The organism is Pectobacterium versatile (assembly GCF_020166435.1).
GTDB lineage: Bacteria > Pseudomonadota > Gammaproteobacteria > Enterobacterales > Enterobacteriaceae > Pectobacterium > Pectobacterium versatile.
The window spans coordinates 216,305-242,226 of the sequence record NZ_JAINZP010000003.1 but is presented as its reverse complement, the minus strand read 5'-3'; the positions used below and the strand labels follow the sequence as shown (position 1 = coordinate 242,226).

The 25,922-nt window shown below is 51.0% G+C and carries 22 protein-coding genes; 12 read left to right on the top strand and 10 right to left on the bottom strand.

From position 1 onward, the window contains the following. Positions 1 to 108 precede the first annotated feature (108 nt). Complete coding sequence (locus tag K7X24_RS05925) at positions 109 to 546, bottom strand: helix-turn-helix domain-containing protein (RefSeq protein WP_010280336.1); 438 nt, start codon at positions 544 to 546, stop codon at positions 109 to 111. Positions 547 to 927: 381 nt separating this feature from the next. On the opposite strand from K7X24_RS05925, the gene K7X24_RS05920 reads away from it, so the two are divergent. Beyond that, entirely contained in the window at positions 928 to 1,395 is a 468-nt protein-coding gene (locus K7X24_RS05920) for a hypothetical protein (protein ID WP_224553612.1), read from the top strand. Positions 1,396 to 1,440: 45 nt separating this feature from the next. Here the strand turns inward: K7X24_RS05920 and K7X24_RS05915 are convergent, their stop codons facing one another. The 4 genes from K7X24_RS05915 to K7X24_RS05900 all read right to left on the bottom strand — a co-directional run bounded on the left by K7X24_RS05915 (position 1,441) and on the right by K7X24_RS05900 (position 6,891). Next, the gene (locus K7X24_RS05915) at positions 1,441 to 2,004 is read right to left on the bottom strand and encodes a YolA family protein (protein ID WP_010300946.1); all 564 of its coding nucleotides are present in this window, start codon (positions 2,002 to 2,004) and stop codon (positions 1,441 to 1,443) included. Between the two features lie 232 nt (positions 2,005 to 2,236). Continuing rightward, positions 2,237 to 3,052 carry a phosphate ABC transporter ATP-binding protein PstB gene (gene pstB, locus K7X24_RS05910; RefSeq protein ID WP_224553610.1) on the bottom strand — a complete coding sequence of 272 codons (816 nt, stop codon included), beginning with the start codon at positions 3,050 to 3,052 and terminating at the stop codon, positions 2,237 to 2,239. Positions 3,053 to 3,067: 15 nt separating this feature from the next. Beyond that, positions 3,068 to 4,714 (bottom strand): phosphate ABC transporter permease PstA, encoded by a 1,647-nt coding sequence (pstA, locus tag K7X24_RS05905; RefSeq protein ID WP_224553608.1) that lies wholly within the window; start codon positions 4,712 to 4,714, stop codon positions 3,068 to 3,070. Next, a complete protein-coding gene (locus tag K7X24_RS05900; protein WP_224553606.1) occupies positions 4,711 to 6,891 on the bottom strand; it encodes an ABC transporter permease subunit in 2,181 nt (726 codons plus the stop codon). Before K7X24_RS05900 ends, pstA begins: the two co-directional genes overlap by 4 nt. 340 nt (positions 6,892 to 7,231) lie before the next feature. Here K7X24_RS05900 and ppk1 point away from each other — a divergent pair, with 340 nt between their 5' ends. The 4 genes from ppk1 (at position 7,232) to K7X24_RS05880 (ending at position 11,708) form a co-directional block, all read left to right on the top strand. Next, on the top strand, positions 7,232 to 9,304 hold the full coding sequence (gene ppk1 / locus K7X24_RS05895; protein ID WP_224553604.1) for a polyphosphate kinase 1: 2,073 nt from the start codon (positions 7,232 to 7,234) through the stop codon (positions 9,302 to 9,304). Next, positions 9,304 to 10,839 carry an exopolyphosphatase gene (gene ppx / locus K7X24_RS05890; protein ID WP_224553603.1) on the top strand — a complete coding sequence of 512 codons (1,536 nt, stop codon included), beginning with the start codon at positions 9,304 to 9,306 and terminating at the stop codon, positions 10,837 to 10,839. The genes ppk1 and ppx overlap by 1 nt, the downstream gene beginning before the upstream one ends. Before the next feature lie 229 nt (positions 10,840 to 11,068). Further along, the gene (locus K7X24_RS05885) at positions 11,069 to 11,257 is read left to right on the top strand and encodes a YjfB family protein (protein ID WP_211023375.1); all 189 of its coding nucleotides are present in this window, start codon (positions 11,069 to 11,071) and stop codon (positions 11,255 to 11,257) included. A gap of 235 nt (positions 11,258 to 11,492) precedes the next feature. Then, entirely contained in the window at positions 11,493 to 11,708 is a 216-nt protein-coding gene (locus K7X24_RS05880; protein ID WP_103862474.1) for a YfgG family protein, read from the top strand. 295 nt (positions 11,709 to 12,003) lie between these two features. Here the strand turns inward: K7X24_RS05880 and K7X24_RS05875 are convergent, their stop codons facing one another. Then, on the bottom strand, positions 12,004 to 12,429 hold the full coding sequence (locus K7X24_RS05875) for an organic hydroperoxide resistance protein (protein ID WP_039486432.1): 426 nt from the start codon (positions 12,427 to 12,429) through the stop codon (positions 12,004 to 12,006). A 188-nt stretch (positions 12,430 to 12,617) separates the two neighbouring features. Further along, positions 12,618 to 13,067, bottom strand: coding sequence for a MarR family winged helix-turn-helix transcriptional regulator (locus K7X24_RS05870; RefSeq protein ID WP_224553601.1), 450 nt, complete (start codon positions 13,065 to 13,067; stop codon positions 12,618 to 12,620). 220 nt (positions 13,068 to 13,287) lie between these two features. On the opposite strand from K7X24_RS05870, the gene mgtE reads away from it, so the two are divergent. From mgtE to K7X24_RS05855, 3 genes are all read left to right on the top strand, one after another. Further along, positions 13,288 to 14,766 carry a magnesium transporter gene (mgtE, locus tag K7X24_RS05865; protein ID WP_103862475.1) on the top strand — a complete coding sequence of 493 codons (1,479 nt, stop codon included), beginning with the start codon at positions 13,288 to 13,290 and terminating at the stop codon, positions 14,764 to 14,766. 115 nt (positions 14,767 to 14,881) lie between these two features. Then, positions 14,882 to 15,064 carry a type II toxin-antitoxin system HicA family toxin gene (locus K7X24_RS05860; RefSeq protein WP_039515475.1) on the top strand — a complete coding sequence of 61 codons (183 nt, stop codon included), beginning with the start codon at positions 14,882 to 14,884 and terminating at the stop codon, positions 15,062 to 15,064. 164 nt (positions 15,065 to 15,228) lie between these two features. Continuing rightward, the gene (locus K7X24_RS05855) at positions 15,229 to 15,666 is read left to right on the top strand and encodes a hypothetical protein (protein WP_102118900.1); all 438 of its coding nucleotides are present in this window, start codon (positions 15,229 to 15,231) and stop codon (positions 15,664 to 15,666) included. Positions 15,667 to 15,707: 41 nt separating this feature from the next. Here K7X24_RS05855 and galK read toward each other — a convergent pair whose 3' ends face one another. Both galK and galT read right to left on the bottom strand, forming a co-directional pair. After that, positions 15,708 to 16,871 (bottom strand): galactokinase, encoded by a 1,164-nt coding sequence (gene galK / locus K7X24_RS05850; RefSeq protein WP_103862477.1) that lies wholly within the window; start codon positions 16,869 to 16,871, stop codon positions 15,708 to 15,710. A gap of 9 nt (positions 16,872 to 16,880) precedes the next feature. Continuing rightward, a complete protein-coding gene (gene galT / locus K7X24_RS05845) occupies positions 16,881 to 17,921 on the bottom strand; it encodes a galactose-1-phosphate uridylyltransferase (RefSeq protein WP_109224849.1) in 1,041 nt (346 codons plus the stop codon). Between the two features lie 464 nt (positions 17,922 to 18,385). On the opposite strand from galT, the gene galR reads away from it, so the two are divergent. Together galR and K7X24_RS05835 are read left to right on the top strand one after the other, a co-directional pair. Then, positions 18,386 to 19,396 carry an HTH-type transcriptional regulator GalR gene (galR, locus tag K7X24_RS05840; RefSeq protein ID WP_040031480.1) on the top strand — a complete coding sequence of 337 codons (1,011 nt, stop codon included), beginning with the start codon at positions 18,386 to 18,388 and terminating at the stop codon, positions 19,394 to 19,396. Positions 19,397 to 19,880: 484 nt separating this feature from the next. Continuing rightward, positions 19,881 to 21,188, top strand: a complete 1,308-nt coding sequence (locus K7X24_RS05835) for a maltoporin (protein ID WP_224553599.1) — start codon at positions 19,881 to 19,883, stop codon at positions 21,186 to 21,188. 511 nt (positions 21,189 to 21,699) lie between these two features. Here K7X24_RS05835 and K7X24_RS05830 read toward each other — a convergent pair. Beyond that, positions 21,700 to 22,782: an ABC transporter ATP-binding protein gene (locus tag K7X24_RS05830; RefSeq protein WP_224553598.1), complete on the bottom strand. Its 1,083-nt coding sequence runs from the start codon at positions 22,780 to 22,782 to the stop codon at positions 21,700 to 21,702. 494 nt (positions 22,783 to 23,276) lie between these two features. Between K7X24_RS05830 and K7X24_RS05825 the strand changes: the two genes are divergently transcribed. Continuing rightward, the gene (locus tag K7X24_RS05825; RefSeq protein WP_039486443.1) at positions 23,277 to 24,509 is read left to right on the top strand and encodes an extracellular solute-binding protein; all 1,233 of its coding nucleotides are present in this window, start codon (positions 23,277 to 23,279) and stop codon (positions 24,507 to 24,509) included. Positions 24,510 to 24,597: 88 nt separating this feature from the next. After that, entirely contained in the window at positions 24,598 to 25,914 is a 1,317-nt protein-coding gene (locus tag K7X24_RS05820; protein WP_224553595.1) for a carbohydrate ABC transporter permease, read from the top strand. The last annotated feature ends 8 nt before the right edge of the window (positions 25,915 to 25,922 follow it).

The following is a 25,922-nucleotide window of genomic DNA, read 5'->3' as shown; positions in this document are numbered from 1 at the left end:
AGGGGATCATGGTGGGAGATAAACTGGCCTTGTCGCGTTAAATGCCTGGCAAATTAACGCGACAATCAGAGGGTCATGCGTAAGGGTTAATGCATTTGCATTAGCCCTTTATTTTTTATCGCTTTCAGGCAGCGACCAGACAATATTGTTTTCAGCCGCCGCGATGTACCAGTCCACAGTGCTGTTAGCAGGCTTTTTGATATTTTCATGCTTGGTGAGCGCTTTGGCAGGAAACGTGGCGGCTTTCTTTCTGATACGCAGCGGCGTCTGTTTTTTCTCACCGCTAATCTGTGCATGGAAGGATTCCACTTCGGCATCGAAAAGCACGCCTTCAATCTGATGCAGACGATTCAACCCACGCAGAATAGAGAGCAGGCTACTGAGCGTAATGGATTCGCCCATTTCCGCACGCTTGATCGTCGCAATCCCCAACCCTGCCCGCTCGGCGAGATCGACCTGCGATAGACGTTGCTGAATTCTGGAGTCTTTTATTCTCCGGCACAGCTCGGTAATAATTTCGCCTTCGTTCATGGTACTGAATTTCATCTTACCCGCCACTTGCCAGAGTCAAAAAATTTGTGCGCATTTTATCATCAATTTTCCAAATGGCACGGACAATTGATGAACGGTATCCATAATTTTTTTATGGTCGATACACACTGACAAGGAGACCACTGTATCTCACTATCAGTACTGATTACTTTTAGTTCAAAACATTACTTAATTGAATAATTAAAAATATTAACAAATCACTAAAAAAATTAATCATTTGATTTATATGATTAAAATAACAATATGAATTTTAGATTGCGAATAATAAATAAAAACACATAAATTAAGGTAAACTTTATTCCATATTCGTACGATTGCACCGTACGCTGATTCTCTACTATTGAACCTCAATCCCATAGGAAAGGAACTTCCGTAATGAGTATCACGAACCTTAATAGTATCAACTACTCAGTTCCCTCGGTGAACCGTAAGGAATCTGTGGAAAATGCGTTTTCACTCAGTGGCAACACATCAAAGCCAAACTTCCATTCAGTTTCCACTACGACTAATCCCCCTTCAACGATTCAGTCAAGCAAGCGTTATGATTTTTCCAATATGACGCCACAGGAAGCGATTGATGCGACAAAAGAGCTCACCGCCTCCGGCGATATGTCATTTGAAGAAAGTCTGGAAATCGGTATGGCGGCACTGCTCATTTTGCATCCTCCTGTTGACGATGTCTCCTCCACCGACCCCAATCGGAAAATCAATTTTATACAAATGCTAAAAAATGGAATAAGCGGTTCGCTATCACGCGGCGAGCACTTACATGCAGAACAGAAAAAATCAGTATTAGATAAACTAGCACAACTTAGTTACACGCCGATTAGCGTGAAGGCATAATGAAAAGCAGGTTCTCTTTTAAGAGAACCTGCTGAGAATGCGGTGTTATCGAATATTCAGTGAAGTGCCAAGCGTTCTAAAAGGTGCATTAATTGAAGTAGATTGATAGCGGAAAGGACCTGACTGCATGCCATCGCCATTGAAATAAGCCATCCATCCCACATAAGTCGAACCTACAGGGCATGACTCGGTATAATAACCACCGACGACACAGACGCCATTAACCTGATAGGGACTCTTTTGCGTACCATTCACCCAGCCAAAGCGGTTATTACCATAGCCCACTTCCAGCACTGCAATTCGCAGTTGCGCTCCACCATGATCCTGAGTTGTCGCAAGTTTATTTGGGCCAATATATTCCCAGGCTCCACCATTCTGTGTTGATGCCACAGCATAGACATAGACAGAACTCAATGCAGGCGCTGGCGCACGAAGAGGCTTATAGTCCTGAGAAGAGGATTCATTTGCAGATGTTGGGTTCTCCAGAAGGGGAGAGTCGAATGCTGTAATTACCTCCGCCACTGGCTCTTCCTGAGCCTGAGAATAAGCCGGAAACATCACACTAACCAACATACTGAATGCAACGCCAATATATATTTTCTTTCTCATCCTGAGTAATTCCATTTAAATACAGCCAATCGCTGCATATAAACTATGAATCAAAATTTTATTTTTTTCAGTAATTAAATCACAAAAAACAAAAAACTTTTAAATTAAAAAATAATAATTAATCGGTTATTTATTTTTATGAAAAGTTTAAAAATATTCGCAATATCATTACCATTCATAATAAAATGATACGCATAGAAATGATATTGCATTCTATTATTTAAGTACGGTTCTAACCAAAACGCCCAGTAATATAATCCTCTGTGCGGCGCTGAGTCGGAGAGGTAAATAGATCGTCCGTACGATTGTATTCGATCAGTTTGCCCTGATTGATAAACGCGGTGTAATCCGACACGCGAGCCGCCTGCTGCATGTTGTGCGTCACCAGCACCAGAGTGAAATGCTGCTTTAGCGTTCCCATTAGCTCTTCAACAATCAGCGTAGAAATGGGATCGAGTGCGGAGGTCGGCTCATCCAGCAACAATACTTCCGGCTCAATGGCGATCGCCCGGGCGATCACCAAACGCTGCTGCTGCCCGCTGGATAGCGTCAGTGCGTTGTCGCTCAGACGATCCTTTACCTCATGCCAAAGCGCCGCCGCACGTAACGCACGCTCAACGGCATCATCCAGAAAACGGCGATCGCGTAATCCCTGTAATCTCAGGCCATAAATCACGTTTTCATAGATCGACTTGGGAAACGGATTCGGTCGTTGAAAAACCATACCCACCCGACGGCGCAACGTAGCAACATCCAGCTGCGGGTCGTTGATAAGCATCCCATTCAGCCTGATATCACCTTCGGTACGGCAGTCGTCCACCAGATCGTTCATACGATTAAAGCAGCGTAACAGCGTGGATTTGCCACAGCCTGACGGGCCAATCAGCGCCGTCACCTGATTCTTCGGAATACGAATCGAAATATCGTTCAGTGCCTGCTTGTCGCCATAGTAAAGATTCAGATGTTCCACGGTTAACGTCGTCTGCTCATCACTCAGTTGATGAACATCAGGCAGCGGTGCCATCTCCTTTTGTGTCATAAATCCCATAACTTCATCCTACTTTCAGAGTGATAACGAACGGTATTTCTCACGCAGAACATGGCGAATCCCAATCGCCGCAAGGTTCAAGCCAACCACAATCAACACCAGTAGCAGTGCGGTGATGTACACCAGCGGCCTTGCCGCTTCCACATCCGGGCTTTGGAACGCCAGATCGTAGATTTGGAATCCCAGATGCATAAATTTTCGCTCAAGATGCAGATAAGGGAAAATATCATCAACCGGTAACACGGGAACTGACTTCACCACACCAACCAACATCAGCGGTGCGGTTTCTCCTGCGGCACGCGCCACGGCGAGGATCAAGCCCGTCATCATCGCGGGAACCGCCATCGGCAGCACAACATGCCATAGCGTTTCGGCTTTGGTCGCTCCCAGCGCTAATGAACCGTGGCGCACGGACATTGGGATGCGCGACAGCCCTTCCTCCGTCGCCACAATCACCACTGGCAGCGTCAGCAGTGCCAGCGTCAGTGACGCCCACAGCAGCCCCGGCGTCCCAAACGTCGGATTAGGCAGCGCTTCAGAATAGAACAGTTGGTCCAGCGTACCGCCGATGAGATAAACAAAAAAGCCTAACCCGAATACGCCATAAACAATAGAAGGCACCCCCGCCAGATTGACCACGGCAATCCGCACCCAGCGCGTTAAGCTGTTTTTCCCCGCGTACTCATGCAGATAAACCGCGGCGATCACTCCCAACGGCATCACGACAATAGACATCAGCACCACCATCAGCACCGTGCCAAAAATGGCGGGGAAAAGGTGGCCAGCGCTGTTGCTGTCCGGCGAATAGTGCACCAGCATGAATTTCGCCTGCTCGCCCCAGTGGCTGACTTTTTCCCACAGGTTCATCGCATTAGGGAACCAGGCCTGTTCAATGTCTCTGAGCGGAATAAGATGGACGCTGCCGTTCGCGTCGCGTAGCTGCACAGTATCACGATTAATGTCCAGATTGAGTGAGGTTAGCTGGCGCGACAGCTCATCGAAGCGGCGTTGCAGTTCAATACGTTCAGCCTGAAGGCGGGCTAACGCCTGATTATCCAGCGTCTTGGCCTGCTGCCGTTTTTTTTCTTCCAGCCGCAGCGTCTCAAACTGCTGGTTGATCTTCGCCATCTCTCCCATGCGGATGGCCTGCGTCTTCGCCAGCAACCCCTGCACCTGCTCGACGCGATGCTGCAACGTTGCAGGGAGATCCGTCGCCACCAGCGGCTGCTCGCCCTCCAGCATGCCAGCCAAATAGCCATAGGCCGTGCCATTATTCGTCCGCTTCAACACCAGAATATCGGCAGGTTTATCAAAGCGGACAATATCGCGCGACAGCAGCGAGCGGAAACTCTGCCCATAGATTTCACGCTGACCAATTTTGATCAAATAGCGGGTTTCAGCGTCCCCGGGCGAAGAGGACAAACCGGCCTGTTCTAACTGCTGAGACGAAAGCGTCTGCTCCGCATAAATTTCCCCTATCAGCGCACGCTGCGCACCGTGTTCAGGCTGCAACGTCAGCAACCAAACGGGCTGCGGCCACAGATAGCGCATACCTTGCCCAGCCAGCAGCACGATAATTGCCAGCATCGCCAGCAGGCTAATAGAAATTGACGACGCGGTCAGCCACACCCAGGGCCTTCCCGAACGGAACCAGCGCTTCACGCGTTTTCTCCTTCATCACGATAGCGTTGGCGTAAGCGCTGTCGGATAGTTTCAGCCAGCGTGTTCACGATGAACGTGAAAACAAACAGCGTTAATGCCGTTAAGAACAGCACCCGATAGTGACCGCTGTTCGTCACCGCTTCCGGCATTTCAATGGCAATATTCGCCGCCAGCGAACGCAGCCCCTGAAGCAGACCTTCATCCATAATCGGCGTATTGCCCGTCGCCATGAGCACAATCATGGTTTCCCCCACGGCGCGACCAAAACTCAGCATCAACGCGGCGAAAATCCCAGCGCTGGCGGACGGCAGCACGACACGCCACAGGGTTTGCCACGCCGTCGCCCCCAGCGCTAACGATCCCTGACTTAAGCGAGCTGGTACGCTGAACAGCGCATCTTCCGCTAGCGAAAAAATCAGCGGGATCAGCGCGAAGCCGAGGGCAACGCCCGCTACCAGCGTATTACGTTGGACAAAATCATCGCCTAACCACTGATATAGCGGCTGCCCCAATACTGCGATTTCGATATGTGGCGCAAGCCAGCAGCCGGCCACAAATGTCAGCAAAATGGCAGGGATAAGGAAGAGTGCGTCCCAGCCAGCAGGGAAACGGGTGCGCCAGCGCGTCGGCAGGCACTCAATCAGCCAACCGCAGCCGAGCACGGCCAGCATCCATAAAATCGGCATGACCAGAATGGCTGACAAATACGTCGCAAAATGCGGGGCCAGCCAGATGGCCGCAATCAGGCCGACAACCACCGTCGGCAGCGCACCCATGATTTCCAGCGTGGGTTTAATCCAGCGCCGCAGCGTCGGCGACATAAAGCAGGCGGTATAAATCGCGGCAGACAGCGCCAGCGGAGTCGCAAATAGCATGGCGTAAATCGCCGCTTTCATCGTGCCCAGCATCAGGGGCATCATGCTGAATTTAGCCTGATAACTGTCATCCGCAGACGTGGATTGCCAGATATAGGCAGGCTCTGGGTAGTTCTCGTACCACAGCTTTTGCCACAGCCCGCGCCAGCCAATATCGGGATACGGGTTATCAACCTGATAGCGATGCCAGCCCTGCGCCGTTTCAACCAAGATGGCAGAACCGCGAGGCGAAAATGCCAGCGTTTGTGCATGGGTCGGTAGCGTCTGCGTCAGCAGCGCATGAGACTGTTTACTGGCAAACAGCGACAGTTGCCCCTGCGCGTTCAATGTGGCAAAGACCCGCCGCTGCGCCTCCGTTGCCAGCAACACCGATTCGCCCACAACGTGCGGAAACTCGCGAATCTCCGTCAGCGTCGCGCCCTTTTCGCTAGGAACCTCAAACCATTGGCTAATCCGCCCGTCAGCAGCCTGCACCAGCAGCGATCGTCCACCAGACAACAGCGCCAGATGCAGCGGTTCCGCCAGTTGTAACTGTCGCTCTTCCCGCAGCGTCAGCGCGTTCGCCCCCACCTGCCACAGCGTTAATGTCTTACCGCTGAGCAAATACACTTGCTGCCCGTCTGGCGTCAGCAGCAGTTGGCTAATCGTACCCGCCGGAAGCGTAATCTGCGCCCGTTGCCGCACGCCATTTTTATCAACATCGGCAATAATCAAGGCATTTTCCTGCCCGATCGCCGCAACAACGGCATGCTTTTCACCCACCGCAGCTACTGCCAGATGACGCAGCGGCTGCGCGGATAACCCAAGCGAATACGCCTGCTCACCCAGCGGATAATCCCAGACAGGAGAACGGTTTTCCGTACGCGATAACATACGTGACAATATAGGCTGAACGAAAATCAGACGGCCATCAGGCTGACTCAGGGCATAAACCTGTCGCTCGCCCTGACTCTGCGCCAGCAAACTCAGCGCGGGAACCAACTGAATACGCGACATAGGCTGGTTTTCCGCAAACGGAATAAACTCGCCATAGCCCTGACTGTCGATGCGAAACCCGATTTGCCCGTTGTCGCTAAGCCCCAGCGCTAGCGACGGCTCCGCACTGTGGCGTTGCACCGTTTTTTGGCCGTTAACAGTGGGGGAAAGGAACAGTGGCGTCACCACATACAGTAGATAGAAGAAGATTAACAACAGCATAGCCAGCACCAGCAGCCCACTGCCCGCAACAATGCGGTGAACCAAACGATCGATCCACGCTCGCCGACGATCCCGATACTGTGATGTGTTGCCTGTGTTTACCATTATTCTCGCCGTTAGAGTGAAGCCGCCAGAGTCGTGTTGCTAACGTATTGCGGGTAGCATATGTTGCCTTTACGCCCATAATATGACAATGGTAAGTCTGTCTATGAATTAGATTTTATACCCTAAATAGTTCGTGTCGTATGAAGGCGGCAACCGAGGGAGTCCTCAGGAGCTTACTTTAGTAAGTGACTGGGGTGAGTGAGGGTAGCCAACGTACAGACGGCTCGAAATATGACGGGTATCGTCATCAACACGCCATAATGTTGTTGTACCCTATACCCACAGAGGAAGGGTATGAATATTGGATGAACCTTCAGTACATGAGTTGAGCGGAGTGACAATGGGTCAGGACAAACTCTACATAGAGAAAGAATTAAGTTGGTTATCCTTTAATGAACGAGTACTTCAGGAAGCAGCAGATAAAAGCAATCCGTTAATCGAACGCATGCGCTTTCTTGGCATTTACTCCAGCAACCTTGATGAATTTTATAAAGTCCGTTTTGCCGATTTGAAAAGACGCATTCTGATTAACGAAGAACAAGGTCTGGACGGCAATCTGCGACACCTTTTAGGTAAAATTCAGGCGCGCGTACTAAAAACCGATCAAATCTTCGATAGTTTGTACAACGAGCTGTTGCTGGAAATGGCGCGTAACCAGATTTTTCTGGTTAATGAGCGTCAGGTTTCCCCTAATCAACAAGAGTGGCTGAGGGACTACTTCCGGCAATATCTGCGCCCACACATCACGCCAATACTCATCTTTAACGAAACCAATCTGGTGGAGTTCCTGAAGGATAACTATACCTATCTTGCCGTCGAAATTATTCGTGGCGATGAAATCAGTTATGCCTTGCTGGAAATTCCTTCGGATAAAATACCGCGCTTCGTCAACCTGCCAGCGGAAGCGCCGCGCCGCCGTAAGACCATGATCCTCATCGATAACATTCTGCGTTACTGTCTGGATGATATCTTCAAGGGCTTCTTTGATTACGATGCGCTGAACGCGTACTCCATGAAGATGACACGCGATGCAGAATACGATCTGGTGACGGAAATGGAATCCAGCCTGTTGGAATTGATGTCTTCCAGCCTGAAGCAGCGCTTAACCGCCGAGCCGGTAAGATTTGTGTATCAGCGCGACATGCCGGACGCGATGGTCGGAATGCTACAAGAGAAACTAGGGATTTCTTCCGTTGACTCCGTCATCCCCGGCGGGCGTTATCATAATTTCAAAGATTTTATTTCTTTCCCGAACGTCGGACGCGCCAATCTGGTCAACAAACCCTTGCCCCGCCTGCGGCACAGTGGGTTCAATCATTTTCGCAATGGGTTTGATGCGATCCGTGAGCGCGACGTTCTGCTCTATTACCCGTACCACACCTTCGAACACGTATTGGAACTGCTGCGACAAGCCTCTTTCGACCCTAACGTGCTGTCCATCAAAATCAATATTTACCGCGTCGCCAAAGACTCACGCATCATTACCTCAATGATCCATGCGGCGCACAACGGTAAGAAAGTGACGGTCGTGGTAGAGCTACAAGCACGCTTTGACGAGGAAGCAAACATCCATTGGGCTAAGCGCCTGACGGAAGCTGGCGTGCACGTCATTTTCTCGGTGCCTGGGCTGAAGATTCACGCCAAACTGTTCCTGATTTCCCGCCGCGAAGGGGAAAACATCGTGCGTTACGCGCACATCGGTACCGGTAACTTCAACGAGAAAACCGCTCGCCTGTATACCGACTACTCGCTGTTGACCGCCGACGAACGCATTACCAACGAAGTCCGCCGCGTCTTCAACTTCATTGAAAACCCCTACCGTCCGGTCAGCTTCGAGCACCTGCTGGTGTCACCACAAAATTCCCGCGACAAGCTTTACCAACTGATCGATACCGAGATCGAAAACGTGCTGGCGAATCGTGATGCAGGCATTACGCTTAAGGTAAATAATCTGGTGGATAAGGGGCTGGCAGAAAAGCTGTATAAGGCTTCGTCTGCGGGCGTAAAAATCAATCTGCTGGTACGTGGCATGTGTTCACTGATCCCTAATTTACCGGGGATCAGCGAAAATATTCAGGTCATCAGTATTCTTGACCGCTATCTGGAACACGATCGGGTGTATGTCTTCAACAACGGCGGAGACAAGAAAGTCTACCTCTCTTCCGCAGACTGGATGACACGCAATATTGATTATCGCATTGAAGTCGCAGTGGAAATTCTGGATCCCATTTTGAAAAACCGCGTGCTGGAAACGCTGGATATTCTGTTCAGCGATACGGTGAAAGCCCGTGTCATTGATAAAGAGTCGAGCAACCGCTATGTCTCACGCGGCAACAAGCGTAAAGTACGCGCGCAAAATGCCATTTACGACTACATCAAGGCGTTGGAGCAACCTGGAGATAAGCCTGAATAATGCCGTTAACGAACAATGAAAAAACCGAGATAAAGCCGCAAGAGTTCGCGGCTATCGACCTGGGCTCCAATAGTTTTCACATGGTGATCGCACGCGTGGTAAACGGTGCGCTTCAGGTATTGGGACGTTTAAAACAGCGGGTGCATCTAGCCGACGGGCTGGACAGCAAAAACATGCTCAGCGAAGAAGCGATTCAACGCGGTCTGAGCTGTCTGGCGCTGTTTGCTGAACGCCTGCAAGGCTTCCCAGCAATGAACGTGTCCATCGTCGGAACGCACGCGCTGCGTCAAGCGGCTAACGCGCAGGAATTTCTGCGCCGCGCGGCGGATATCATTCCCTATCCGATAGAGATCATTTCCGGCCACGAAGAAGCCCGCCTGATTTTTATGGGCGTGGAGCATACGCAACCGGAAAAAGGCCGCAAGCTGGTCATCGACATCGGCGGCGGTTCTACAGAACTGGTTATCGGTGAAGATTTCGAGCCGATGCTGGTGGAAAGCCGTCGTATGGGGTGCGTCAGCTTCGCACAGCAATTTTTCCCGAATGGTGAAATTAGCGAAGCCAACTTCAAGCGCGCCCGGCTGGCCGCAGCGCAAAAGCTGGAGACGCTGTCCTGGGAATACCGCATATACGGCTGGAAATTCGCCCTCGGTGCGTCTGGAACGATCAAAGCCACGCATGAAATTCTGGTGGAGATGGGAGAGAAAGATGGCCTGATTACGCCCGAGCGACTGGAAATGCTACGCACGCAGATCTTGCAGTTTAAGCACGTTAAAGCACTGAGTCTGCCGGGTCTGTCCGAAGACCGTCAGTCAGTGCTGGTGCCCGGTCTGGCTATTCTGTGCGGTATTTTCGATGCGCTGGCGATCAAAGAACTACGCCTGTCCGATGGCGCATTGCGCGAAGGCGTACTGTACGAAATGGAAGGTCGATTCCGCCACCAGGATATTCGTATCCGCACCGCACAGAGCCTGGCGACCCACTACAATATCGACCGTGAGCAGGCGCGACGCGTGCGGGAAACCACGCAGCAACTTTATGCGCAGTGGGCAGAGCAAAATCCTAATCTAGTGCATCCACAGCTTGAGGCTATTTTAAACTGGGCTTCTATGCTGCATGAAGTTGGGTTGGGCATTAACCATAGCGGCATGCACCGTCATTCCGCTTACATTCTGCAAAATACCAATTTGCCCGGCTTCAATCAGGAACAGCAACTTGTGCTGTCCATGATCGTGCGGTTGCACCGTAAAGCGATCAAGCTGGAAGAGTTGCCGCGGTTGAACCTGTTCAAAAAGAAACAGTATTTGCCCATGGTACAGCTCTTGCGCCTTGCCACGCTGTTGAATAACCAGCGTCAGGCAACGACAACGCCGGAATCGTTACGGCTGCACACCGATGACAACTACTGGACGCTGACGTTCCCACGTGACTTCTTTACCAACAACACGCTGGTACAGCTGGATTTGGAACGGGAACAGGAATATTGGCTGGACGTCACTGGCTGGAAGCTGATGATTGAGGAAGAAAAAGCCTGATTGATGAAAATGTTACGTGGAGAATCGAGCCTACGTCGAACAGTAAAGTGGCGCAAAATCGTGCAATCGAGCTGGCCGGTGAAGCTCGGTTAACGTAAAGTTTACAGGGATAGGGCCGATACCCAAATGATGGCTGGCGAGAATTTTCGCCAACATCATGCAACCTCGGCGGAAAGGTACGCTTTCTTTCACGCCGGATATGGATCCACTCAGTGTTAAGGAGAGTGAAATGGATGTATCACAGATTGCATCACTCGCTACCGACCTCAGCAACCTGCGTACCAGCAGTGAGGCTAGTACACTTGTGATGAAAAAAGCGCTCGATAACCAAGAAGCTCTTGCTGCTGGTCTTTTGCAGGCATTACCACCTCTGCCAGCAAATCCGGCGATTGGGCGTAACGTCAATACCACGGCGTAATCCCCTTGTACCACACAACCCGCTTATCCGTTTTTGAGCGGGTTTTTACTGATTCCCTTTGTCCTTTTTATGCCCTTTCCTCTTCGCGCGGGCTTCTAACCCCTCTCTCCTTGCACTGAACGTGCGAAAACCGGATCGACCAGCATCTTTTTCACTGCGGTAGATTGACCTCGCCTACTGCTTGTGCCTAAATAAACAACAGCGAATGTTCGCTTTCACAGAGGATTAACTGGTAATGTCCACGCTTACCCACAAACGACGATTATCGATACGCCCACGACGAAGTGGCTCTCGGATCGCCCGTGCCGTTTTACTCATCAGCTTCATTATTCTTTTAGGCCGTTTTGCTTACTCCACTGTCACCGCGTTTGGTCATCATCAAGACAAACAGCAGCAGCGTGCTGAACAATTACTGCTTCCTGCCAACGCACTCGTCAATCAGAAAGAGTAGCGCTTAGCCAACCCGTTCCTTATATTCTCTTTTTTCTTCATCAGGCTTTGTTGCCTTCGTATTCCCGTGCCCGTCATTCACGCCCGTTGCCTATTGAAATGATGCCGCACCAATAAAAAAACGTCGGGAGCGTTTTTCAACGTTGCGTAGCAACGGCCCGAAGGGTGACGGACGAGGATGTCCGTCATAAAAAAAACGGCAGTGCGAATCTTCGCAGCCACCGTTTTTATTAATCAATTTTGTTCATTAATCAATCGTGTTCACCAATCAATCATGAACTTGCTTCAAGCCGGACTTAGACGATAGTCAGGGTCACGTCGATGTTGCCACGCGTTGCATTGGAGTATGGGCAAACGATATGGGCTTTCTGCACTAAATCTTCAGCCACGGCGCGATCCAGGCCCGGCAGGGAAATTTTCAGTTCGACTTCGATACCAAATCCTGTCGGGATGGCACCGATGCCTACGCTACCGTTTACCGTGGTATCAGCAGGGACAGCGATTTTGTCACGCGCGCCGACAAACTTCATCGCGCCAAGGAAACAGGCAGAATAGCCCGCAGCGAACAGCTGCTCTGGGTTCGTCCCTTCAGCGCCTGCACCGCCCAGCTCACGTGGGGTCGTCAATTTAATATCAACCGCTTTATCGGAAGACACCGCACGACCATCACGACCACCAGTAGCTTGAGCATGAGCAACGTATAATACTTTTTCAATAGACATAATGTGACTCCAGATAGTTAGAGAATAGCCTAAGGCAGTATAGAGGCTGCTCAGGCCTTAATTACATAGCGAAAAATTAAATCGCGAACTACTTATTTGCGTAAAGAAAATCGCATAAAAGCATACTACTTAACAAATATAGCGCTGTCTGACAGCGCTACGGATGCACAAGGCAACCGCCAGTATTTTCAAAGATGCCCAATCAGATTCTTGCGCAGCGTCTCTAAATCTTTTTTGATCGTCTGTAGCTGGTCAAGATGGCATCCCGTCGCGCAAAACACGCTTTCAGGAATCGCTCGTGCCTGCTGCTGAAGTGCTCGCCCTGCTTCAGTTAACCCGACCAGCACCTGACGCTCATCTTCAGTTCCCCGATTACGCACCACTAAGCCTGCGCTTTGTAACCGCTTGAGCAACGGCGTTAGCGTGGCAGAATCGAGATACAGACGCTCGCCCAACTCAGACACCGTCAAACCATCACGCTCCCACAGCACCAGCATCACCAGATATTGGGGATAGGTCAGATTCAGTTCAGACAGCAAACGACGATACAGTTTATTCATCGCCAGATTGGCTGAATACAGTGCGAAGCACAGTTGTCCATCCAGTTTGTAAGCGTTGTCGTTCATCGTCTCTGCCATCGGTATCGGTTACGTTTCTGGAACTGACTATATATCGCCAAAAACTAAGTAGCAAGCGATTTAATAATCCGTTAGATAATTTTTTTCATAAAAAATACGTCTGGGTACACTATCGCACACCTTTCAGACGGCGATTCGCCAGTAATCCTATTCTTAATCTACTGATTTTGCGCTACGTTTAATAAAACACGGATAAAAAACAGATCGAGCATAAAACATTATGTCGAGTGTAAAAAAACTTACCGACCTCCGGCGCCGTATCTCCCTTCTGCTATTGGAAAATAAAGAACTGGTTGAAGACATTATCAACCGGCAACCGCGCGTTACAGCAGGCGATGACGCAACGTTGGGCGACAATGCTGCATTAAATAACAACATTAGGCTGCGCGAAAAAAGCATCCTGCTCGATCAAACCGCAGAAATCAGCGAGCTTATTATCGGGCTGCATGCCGCTGACCTTGCCGATCTGCTGGAATCCTTACCACAGGATGAACGGCTGGCGCTCTGGCGGCTTATTCCTGTAGAGAAGCGCGGCCGCGTGTTGATTGAGGCCTCTGATAGCATTTCTGACGATCTGATCGGCGATATGCAGGACAAGGAAATCCTAAGGGCGGTTCGGATACTGGATGTTGATGAGCAGGCTCAGCTGTCTCGCCTCGTCCCCCGTCATCTACTGGGCAGAATACTGACTTCGCTTGAGCCGAAGCAGCGCGCACAGCTACGTGCAGCCATCAATTATGATGAAGACTGCCTCGGCCACATGATGGATTTCAAACTCATCACCGTGCGCGCTGATGTCACGCTCGCGGCCGTACAGCGCTATCTGCGCTATCGCAAAAAGATCCCCAATTCCACCGATAAGCTGTTTGTTACCGATCGCAAGAACACGCTGATCGGCGAGCTATCGCTGGCCAACATTCTGCTCCATTCTCCTAATGCTCTGGTTACTGACGTCATGGACGATCAGCCGTTGCGGTTCCAGCCTGAAGATAAAGTCGAAGAGGCCGCAGGGGCTTTTGAACGTTACGATTTAATTTCCAGCGCCGTGGTCGATAGCAAAGGGAAACTCATGGGACGCCTGACGATTGAGGATATCCTCGACGTCGTGAATCGAGAAAGCGACAGCAATCTGCGGCGTTCGGGGGGCTTAACGCCTTCTGAAGACGTCTACGCGCCCGTGTATAAATCATTTCGCAATCGCTGGGCGTGGCTGGCCATCAATCTTTGTACGGCGCTCATCGCCTCGCGGGTCATCGGCCTGTTTGAGCACACGTTATCCCATTTGGTGGCGTTGGCGACGCTCATGCCAATTGTCGCCGGCATCGGTGGGAATACCGGCAACCAGACGATCACCATGATTGTGCGTGCACTGGCGTTGCATCAGCTTGAACACGGCAAGAAATCGTACCTGTTGCTAAAAGAATTAGGCGTTGCGCTGGTAAACGGGGTGATCTGGGGCACGATTATGGGCGTGGTGACCTTCCTGCTCTATGGTAATGCCGCGATGGGTGGCGTGATGATGCTGGCGATTCTGTTGAACCTGCTGCTCGCCGCGCTGATGGGCGTCGCTATTCCGTTGGTCATGATGAAACTCGGCCGCGACCCGGCCATCGGCTCCAGCGTAATGATTACGGCGATCACGGATACTGGCGGCTTCTTTATCTTCCTAGGACTGGCAACGCTGTTCCTGCTGCCTTGATAAAAGGGCTAGAGTTAACATTAATGATTCATTAGTTAACATATAAGTTGTCATTTTATACAAATAAGTTAGTGTGGTTATAGGGTGAAAACTGAGCAAAGTGGCGGAATGCCAAATGAAATATTCTGAATTCAGACGCTGGCTTCTGCAACAAGGAGCAGAATTGACTAAAGCATCGGGAGGTGGAAGCCACCTTAAAGTTAAATTAAACGGAAAAGCATCCGTTTTGCCTTTTCATGGCGCAAAAGAAATACCTGAGCCTCTTCGTAAGAAAATCATGAAAGATTTGGGGCTATGATACTTAAGGCTTACCAGCCAATTTGGCTATCTCATATACCAAAATTTCTGTAAATTCAGCGAATTGGTTAGAAGAACCACTAATATGATTAAGTCGATACCACTATAATCTATGTAAGTGCGATTCTCGTTACATCGGGGGAAACCCCATTTAGAGGTAAAAGTATGTTCAACTATCCCGTAAAACTGGAACTCGACGAAGCAACCGGACAATACGTGGTTTCTTGCCGCGATTTGCCATTAATGAATTCGGTTGGTGACTCCGTTGACTCAGCCCTTCTGGAATCTGTTGACGGAATTGTTACCGCCATAGCCATCGAAATTGAAGAACGCCGTCCAGTTCCTTACGCTAGCGCACCAATAGCAGGAGAGCACGTTGTCACGATCCCAGTATTAGTGACGATGAAGGCTGCATTACATAATGCAATGATTGAAACAGGAACGCGTAAAGCTGAACTTGCCAGACGCTTAGGCCAAAAAGGTCCGCAAATTGATCGCCTTTTGGATGTTGAACATTCATCAAAAGTTGAAACGATAGAGTTAGCTCTGCGCCAGCTTAACCGCGACGTTAATATTTCTATTTCCCCACAGGCTCGGCAATAAATGGAAAAGGTGAGGTTTCCCTCACCTTTTCCAGCCTGGGCTTAACTCACGCGACCCGCACCACCGGATGCCTGACACAGGTAGATGGACGGCTGAAGACCGGTACGCGCCGGATATTCCCGTTCAATCACCTGTTTGACTTCATCCGTCAGCGCCGAAGGGATAAGGGCGACAATGCAGCCACCGAAACCGCCTCCAGTCATACGTACACCGCCCCGCTCACCGACATACTCTTGAATCAGATCCACCAGCGCATCGATCGGTGGCACGGTAATTTCAAAGTCGTCGCGCATGGAAACATGTGATTCCGCCATCAGCGTAAACAAACGGTGCGCATCCTGACGCGCCAGCGCATCGGCCGCTTCCAGCGTACGGCGGTTCTCGGTAATAACGTGTCGCGCACGGCGTACCGCTACTGGATCCAGCCCCTCGATTCCCGCTTCAAACTGTGCGAGGGAAACATCACGCAGCGCCTTGACGTTAAAGTGACGCGCCGCGGCTTCACACTGCTGGCGTCGCGTGTTGTATTCGCTGTCCACCAGCCCACGGCGCACGTTAGAATTCACGATCAGGACGTCAACACCGTCGAGCATACGTACAGAGCGCCCTTCCAGAGAGCGGCAGTCGATCAACAGCGCCTGACCAACACGCCCTTGAGCAGAAATAAACTGATCCATAATGCCGCAGCTACAGCCAACAAAATGGTTTTCTGCCTGCTGACCGTTCAAGGCCACATCCAGCTGGCTGATGTCCAGATCATTCAGCTCCTTGAACGTCTGCCCGATAGCCACTTCCAGCGAGGCCGATGAACTTAGCCCTGCGCCAGAAGGCACGTTACCGGAGACAACCATATCCATGCCAGTGAGCGGCAGGCCACGCGCCAGCAAAAATTTCACCGTTCCACGGATATAGTTCGCCCAGGTATAGTCCGGGTGAGGCACGATCTCTTTGGCGAGATCGAATTCATCCTGCTGGTTGTCAAAGTCCACCGCCACCACCCGCACGATGCCATCCTGACGTACCGCCGCGCTGACCACCGTCTGGTAATCGATAGCACAAGGCAAGACAAAACCATCGTTATAGTCGGTGTGCTCACCAATCAGGTTGACCCGGCCGGGAGCCTGAATAGCCGCGTGCGGCGCATAGCCAAATAATCGGACAAAAACAGACTCGGTTAACTGACGTAGAGAATCAATACGGCTCATAAAATGACCTCAAATTTGCTCACGAAAATGGATATCACTCACGCTGCGTAAACGTTCAGCGGCCTGCTCTGCCGTCAGATCACGCTGTGCCTCAGCCAGCATTTCATAGCCAACCATAAATTTGCGCACGCTGGCAGAACGTAATAACGGGGGATAAAAATGGGCATGCAGCTGCCAGTGTGCGATGTCATCACCCTTGAACGGCGCGCCATGCCATCCCATCGAATAAGGGAATGAACATTGGAACAAGTTGTCGTAACGGCTGGTCAGCTTTTTCAGGAGCAGCGCCAGATCGTCACGCTGAACGTCATGTAGCTGTGGCAACCGCTGTACAGCGAACTTGGGCAGCACCAGCGTTTCAAACGGCCACGACGCCCAGTACGGGACAACCGCCAACCAGTGTTCCGTTTCCACCACGATGCGCGAACCGTCAGCCTGCTCGCGGCGAACGTAGTCCAGCAGTAACGGCGAACCGTGACGGGAGAAATAATCTCGCTGCTGCTCATCCTCACGCTGTACTTCGTTCGGTAGAAAATCATTAGCCCAAACCTGCCCGTGCGGATGGGGATTGGAGCACCCCATCATCGTCCCTTTATTCTCAAAGACCTGAACCCACGGATACCGCTTGCCCAGTTCTTCAGTCTGATCGCTCCACGTATCGATCACTGCTTTCAGCGCCGGTAATGAAAGCTGCGGCAGACTTTTACTGTGATCGGGAGAAAAACAGATGACACGGCTGACGCCACGAGCTTGCTGCACGCGGAAAAGCTCATCGTCGCCCGACGGTGCCTCCGGCGTGTCCTCCATCAAAGCCGAAAAGTCATTCGTGAAAACAAAGGTGCCCTGATAGTGCGGGTTGATATCGCCAGTAATACGTTTATTACCCGCACACAGATAGCAGGTCGGATCGTAAGGCGGCGGCGTGGCGCGATCCGGTTCATCCTGCTGCCCTTGCCAGGGGCGCTTGGCGCGATGCGGAGAAACCAGAATCCATTCGCCTTTCAGCGGGTTAAAACGGCGATGCGGATGTTCAGTCGGCTCAAACTGCATAAGCTATTCCTCAATACAAAACACAAATTCGGTACAACCGCGGCACCATCCGCAACCCATTGTATGGCGCTAACAGTCCGTCAGAGATCTGGAAGAGGCATCAGGTCAGTCCGTAAACTCAGCCAGAAAAATCCCTTAATGTAATCAGTTTCACTATATGGCATGGATAAAATAGCTGTAATAATGCTAAAGAAAGATAGTCAGCTATCGTTTAGTCATCACATAAGTGTAATCGGTTACCCTAAATTTAAACCCCGAAATGGTATTTTGGAAGAGAGAAATGACCGATGATTGTTGATAGCGATCACATAAGTACGGTCTGGATCAAAAAGGAAAGGTGGTCGGATAGGTAACATCCCCCAAAAACCTGTACATTTATAAATATAAGTAATCGATTTTTTCTTTTAACGTGTGCGTTAGGCTGCGGTCCGCCTCACCACGCATTTGACCGCTCAGGAATGCCAATGGCCACAATAAAGGATGTTGCTCGTCTATCAGGTGTATCAGTCGCTACGGTTTCGCGCGTGATTAATAACTCGCCCAAAGCCAGTACTGCGTCAAGGGAAGCCGTACACAAGGCCATGGCGGAGCTGCAATATCATCCGAACGCCAATGCCAGAGCGCTCGCGCATCAAAGTGCAGAGACTATGGGGCTGGTTGTCGCGGATGTATCCGATCCCTTTTTCGGGACGATGGTTAAATCTGTCGAACAAATTGCCCAGGCAACCGGCAACTTTCTGCTGATTGGTAACGGCTATCACAACGCCGAGCAGGAAAAGAAAGCCATTGAACAGTTAATTCGCCACCGCTGTTCCGGGCTAGTCGTGCACGCAAAGATGCTTTCAGATGAAGAACTGGCAGCGCTGATGAGCCACATTCCTGACATGGTGCTCATCAACCGCACGTTACCCGGTTATGAAAACCGCTGCGTTGCGCTCGACGATCGCTATGGCTCCTGGCTGGCAACGCGTCATTTAATTCAGGAAGGGCACCAGAGGATCGGTTTTCTCTGTTCTAACCACCAAATTTCCGACTCCGCCGACCGTCTGCAAGGCTATGTGGATGCGCTGCAAGAGCACGGCATCGCACGGGATGAACGCCTCATTGCCCGCGCCTCGCCGGACGAAGTGGGCGGCGAATCTGCCATGATGGAGCTGCTGAGTCGGGGCGGCAACATGACAGCAGTCGTGTGTTACAACGATTCCATGGCCGCAGGCGCGCTTTCCGTCCTGAGTGATAACAGCATCAGCGTACCGCAGGATATGTCGGTGATTGGGTTTGATGACGTATTGATCGCTCGCTACCTTCGCCCTCGCCTGACCACCGTGCACTATCCGGTTTCCGCCATGGCAATTCAGGCCGCAGAATTAGCCATCGCGCTATCTCACGGTAAACAGCTCAGTGAAACCACGAATATGTTTAGCCCGACGCTGGTACGCCGCCATTCGGTGAGTCCCCCGGCCCGTAAGAAGTAGTCGCCTTTCACCAACGTCGCTTGCCTGACGCAATACTCATTTGCATCAGGCAGGTAGCGACATCATTGCCTTCTGACCTCCCCCCTTGTTTGCGCTTTCCTTTTAACTAACCTCCTTTCCCTCTATTCCAAAAATGTTTCCTACTCGGCATCGCATCACTCCTTTTATGTAACGCCACCGATTCTGACATAAAAAAATTTTATGCTGCATTTTAGACGCGCCAGAAAAATGTGTAACCAGTTACACATCATTACGCAGCAAATAACACCGCTCCAGTACTGATAAACAATCAAAATACCACCTGTAACATCGTTACATCAGTGTAAATATTGGTGTAACTCTTTTGTGTTTTGTGAGAACAATCATGTCACGCGCCATTTTATTCCCCCATAATCCTTCGCCATGAGTGGAAACGTTTTACCTCCGTTCACGTCATGTTATTTGGAACATCCACATTCTTACCCGAATAAGCGAAAGGTATATTATGAAAAGAAAACTGCTGACAACATCCATTGCGCTGAGTTTGGCAATGCTGGCAACCCCTTCTTATTCTGTTGATTTTTCAGGATACTTCCGTTCTGGCGTGGGTGCATCAAACCACGGAAAACAACAGGCAGCCGATAAAAGTTATGTGGGAAGATTAGGTAACGAAGATGACACCTACGGCGAAATCCAATTAGGGCAGCAGCTGTATAACGAAAATGGGAAAACGTTTTACTTCGATAGCATGATTTCCATGTTCTCCAATGGCTCGAACGATAATGAAACGACAAAAAATGACGATGCCGAGTTTGGTTTGCGCCAGTTAAACCTTCAGGCAAAAGGCTTTGTACCTGGACTGCCGGATGCCACGGTCTGGGCGGGGAAACGCTACTATCAGCGTCATGACTTGCACATCATCGATACCAAATACTGGAATATCTCCGGTGCGGGTGCCGGGATCGAAAACGTCAAAGCAGGCGAAGGCGCGTTCTCTTTTGCCTGGATCCGTGCCGATGCTGAAAACATGAACATTGATTTAGGCTGCGACACCAGCACTCAAGCATGTAAAGACAGGACAGACACCTATAACGACCTGAATATCAACTATCTGGACGCTCGCTATGCAGGCTGGAAGCCGTGGGACGGCGCGTGGACGGAGTTCGGTATTTCCTACGCGATGCCAAATGAAGCAGACACGCAGAAAAATGCGTTCCTCGCGGAAGGACAAAAATTCGATCCTAAAAACTCGATGATGATCACGGGTGAGCTCAGCCACTACTTCTCTGGCCTCAAATCCAACCAGAAACTGGTGCTGCAATATGCCGACAAAGGGCTGGCGCACAACATGGTCGATCAGGGCGGCGGCTGGTATGACGTCTGGAGCATCAACGACAGCGCCAAAGGCTACCGCGTCATTCAGACCGGTGACCTACCAATCACTGATAATATTTCTCTTAGCCATGTTCTGACCTACGGTAAAGCGGATGAAATCAGCCGCTGGCGCGACAGCACAGAATTATTGTCTGCGGTAGGTCGCGGCCAATATGTCTGGACCAAGAACCAAAAAACCTATCTGGAAGCCGGCGCATATCAGAAAAAAGATAGCTGGAAAGCGGGTACAGAAACCAAATACAGTGGTGAGAAATACACGCTGGCACACGCCTTCACCGCCGATATTCCCATGATGACACGCCCGGAACTGCGCTTCTTCGTTTCTTACCAAAACCGTGGAAATGAAAACCGCAACACCTTCAACGACGATCGCAGCAATGCAGTGAACTTCGGTATTCAGGCAGAAGCCTGGTGGTAATACCGCACTAACCCTCAGCTCGACGGGCCCATCATTCCCGTCGGGCGTTTCCCAAAAGGCTTTCTACGGAAAGCCTTTTTCTGTTGCGGATGGTATCCGCTATAAAATTTTCACTGTTTCTTATACCGGCGTAAAAAATCGCGCTGAGGTGTGAATGACTGCCGGATGAGCGGCATGGACGCCGCGAAAGCCTGCGCCGCGTCTGGAACGCGTCGCAGGTGATCCGATCAGCAGGCATGCATACCGAAGGAACCGCGCAGCGGCGCGAATCACGCCGAAAAGCCAGTGGTCAAGGCGCTGCGGCGATTGAGCGCGCCTTGTCGGGCGTGTAACGATGTTACAGAGAAATAAGATGCCTAACACGCACGAAACACTTACACCGCATCAGCATAAAGAAAAACAGTTTTTATAATAGGCCGTAGACAGCGGCAGCAAAGCCAGCGCCCGCTAAGGGCGCTGTTTATGTTTAGTAGGGGTTTTGCTATTCAGATCAAGCGATTCAAAAACTTAACTACTCACTGATACGCAGGCCATCAGCGTTGAACACCAGACAGTTATTCGGGGAGAAGAAGACCTCAATATGTTCATAAGGCTTGAAGGCACTGTCGCCCGCCAGCAGAAGTTTGAAGTTATCGATGCCACAGCATTGTCCGAACAGGTAGGTACTGTTACCTAAACGTTCGACGACTTCACAACCGAATGACAGAGGTATCCCCTCACCTTCCGGTGACACGTGTTCCGGCCGCAGCCCCAGCGTTATCGTGCTGCCAACAGTCAGTTCGCCAGTGCAAATCGGCAGCTCAAGCTGCAACTGCTCAGCAACATTCACCGTCAGGCTATCCGGCGTCCAATCGATAACCTGCGCAGGCAGGAAATTCATTTTTGGCGAGCCGATAAAGCCCGCGACAAACTGATTAACTGGATGATAATAAAGCTCCATCGGCGATCCGACCTGCTCGACTTTGCCGTAATTCATGACCACAATTTTATCGGCCAGCGTCATGGCTTCGACCTGATCGTGCGTCACGTAGATCATCGTCGTTTTCAATTCCTGATGCAGTTTGGCAATGTGCAATCGCATATCCACGCGCAGCTCTGCATCCAGATTCGACAGCGGTTCATCAAACAGGAACACTTTCGGGTTACGTACGATGGCGCGCCCTATCGCCACACGCTGGCGCTGCCCACCGGATAGCTCCTTCGGCTTACGTTCCAGCAGGTGAGACAGTTGCAGCGTCTTCGCCACCATCTCGATTTGGTGCTTAATCTGGTCTTTCGGAACGCCATTCACACGCAGGCCGTAGCCCATATTCTCAGCGACGGTCATGTGCGGGTACAGCGCATAAGACTGGAACACCATCGCCACGCCACGGTGAGCGGGGGCAACATCATTCACCACTGCCTCATCAATCATGATTTCACCGCCCGTGACATCTTCCAGCCCGGCAATCATTCTCAGCAACGTCGACTTACCACAGCCAGACGGCCCAACAAAAACGGCGAACTCTCCATCCGCAATCGTCAGATTCACATCGTGAAGCGTAATCGTTTTGCCAAAATGCTTACTCACTCTATCCAACTGGATCGACGCCATAACGGTAACCTCTTGATAATTTTGCTTTTTAGGATATAAGCGCTGAGTCACAACGGCCCAGTGGTCGTCGACTCAAAATGGCTCGGTAGCCCTTCCAGACGCATTAGCATCCGGCCAGGTTTTACCTGCACGCTGGTCATAATTGCAATATAACAGCATGGTGTAACCGCTTGCACAAACAGGGGGTTACTTTTGTGCATAAGATCACAGCCTTTACATGTTTCGCTGGCAGACGTGGCGCACTCTGCTTAATGTAATCGCCATTGGTGTAACCGTTATCCTAGTTTGTGGAAAACGCGCAACAAAGCGTCAAGCGCCACACAGCGACGATCGCCAAACAACGTGTACTGTTAGATGACTCATTCCCTTCGGTGTACTGCCGTGTGATGTAACGTTACACCAACATCGCACAGGGACAGCAAAAACGGTGAAAACGGGAAAGTACGCGACAATTTCCGACCATGATTGGCCCACCAGGGCTTTGAGGACTAATGATGAAAATGAAAACACTGACCACCGTCATTATGATTTCACTGGGTATCACCGGCGTACTCAGCAAATCAGCGCTGGCAGCCGACAAAGAACTTCTGGTATGGGAAGATATCAAGAAATCTGATGGCATCGCCGACGCGATCAAAGCCTTTGAAAAACAGAATAATGTCAAAATCAAAGTGCTGGAAACGCCCTACGCGCAGCAGATTGAGAAACTCCGTCTGGATGGCCCAGCAGGAATCGGCCCGGATGTGATCGTGATGCCACACGATCAGGTGGGTACCGCCGTCGTTCAGGGATTGATTAGCGAACTGAAGCTGGATCAGACATTCCTGTCGAGTTTCACCAAACCTGCTCTGGAAGCACAAACCTATAACGGTAAGCTGTATGGCGTGCCGAAAGCCGTTGAAACCACCGTGCTGGTGTACAACAAAGACCTGATGCCACAGCCGCCGGAAAAATTCGACGACTTGTTCACCTTCTCCAAACAGCAACGTGCCGAAGGCCGCTATGGTCTGCTGGCGAAATTTGACGAAATTTATTACGCCTATGGCGTCATCGCTGGGATGGGTGGCTACATTTTCGGGCAGAACAGCAACGGTTCACCGAACGTAAAAGACATCGGTCTGGATAAACAAGCCACCATCGATGCCGTCAACTACATCAAGAAATTCTACGCCGATGGCCTGTTCCCGCCGGGCATCGTCGGTGAAACCGGCGCTAACGCCATCGACTCCCTGTTTACCGAGAAAAAAGCCGCTGCCGTGATTACCGGCCCGTGGGCATTCCAGCCGTACAAAAACGCAGGCGTAAACTATGGCGTCGCCCCACTGCCACTGCTGCCAAACGGCGAGCATCCGCGTTCGCTGCTGGGCGTGAAAGGCTACAGCATCTCCACCTACTCTAAAAACAAAGAGCTAGCGCAGAAATTCATTGAGTTCATCAATCAGCCTGAGTACGCCAAAATTCGCTTCCAGTTAACCGGCGAAATCCCACCGATCGCGGCGCTGGTTGACGATCCGCTGATTAAGGATGACGAAAAATCCCGTGCTGTCGCGATCCAGTCTGGCTATGCCGTTCCTATGCCGAGCGTACCGGAAATGCAGGAAGTCTGGACGCCAGCGAACAGCGCGCTGCAACTGAGCGTGACCGGCAAGCAGGACACCAAAGCGGCGCTGGAATCTGCCGTGAAGATTATCAAAATGCAGATCGAAGCTAACCACAGTAACCAGTAATCCCCCGCACCACCGTGGGTCAACATGGGATCCCTTATTTCTCCCCAATCGGTTTCGGGATGTGAGGGATACCCATGTTTTTAAGAAAATGGAGGTAGATGTGACCGTCAACGCCAGCGGCCTTACGCCACAAGAGAGAGGATGTCGCCACGCCAGAACGGCTGTATTGCTGGCGCTCGTCCCCGGACTCGGACAGATTTATAATCGCCAGTTCGTCAAAGGCGCGCTTTTCTTTATCGTCATGGCCTGCTTCATCGGTATATTCCATGATTTCCTGCGAAACGGTGCCTGGGGGCTCATCACGTTGGGCACTGAGCTGCCGCGCGATCACTCTATCTTTCTGCTGGCAAAAGGCATTATCAGCGTGATCGTCGCCGCCTTTGGCGTCGGCGTTTACTATTTGAGCCTGCGCGATGCCTACGCGTGCGGTGCCAGACGCGATAAAGGTCTGCCGTTGAACAGCGTGAAGAAGCAATATCAGATGCTGCTGAGCGAAGGCTTCCCTTATCTGATGATCACCCCCAGCTTCATCTTGCTGGTCTTTGTCGTGGTTTTCCCGATTATTTTCGGTTTTTCCATCGCCTTTACCAATTACAATCTCTATCACACGCCGCCCGCCAAGCTGGTCGACTGGGTAGGGATGACGAACTTTATCAACATCTTCCGGCTCGATCTCTGGCGTTCGACATTCTTTGACGTGCTGCAATGGACGGTGATTTGGACGCTGATTGCGACCACACTCCAGTGCGCCGTAGGCATCCTGTTGGCGATTTTAGTAAATCAGAAAGGGCTGCGTTTCAAACCGCTGATCCGCACCATTCTGATCCTGCCATGGGCAGTGCCGGGTTTCGTCACTATTCTGGTTTTCGCGGGGATGTTTAACGAAACGTTTGGCGTGATTAATAACGGCATTCTGGCCGCATTGGGGATTGAACCCAAGGCGTGGATGACCGATCCATTCTGGACCAAAACCGCACTGATCTTGATGCAAACCTGGTTAGGTTTCCCCTTTGTGTTCGCCATGACCACCGGCGTATTGCAGGCGATTCCTGACGATTTGTACGAAGCCGCAACCATTGACGGCGCCAGCAGCTGGTACAAGCTGACCACCATCACGCTGCCGCTGGTGCTCTACTCCATTGCACCGATCATCATCACGCAGTACACGTTCAACTTTAATAATTTCAACATCATCTATCTGTTCAACAACGGCGGACCGGCGGTGATCGGTTCCAATGCGGGCGGGACGGATATTCTGGTGTCCTGGATTTATAAGCTGACCATGTCTTCTTCCCAATATGCGATCGCAGCCAGCATCACCATTCTGCTGTCGATTTTTGTTGTGGGCGTCGCGCTGTGGCAGTTCCGCGCCACCAATTCCTTCAAACAAGACAACATGGCATAGGAAAGCGC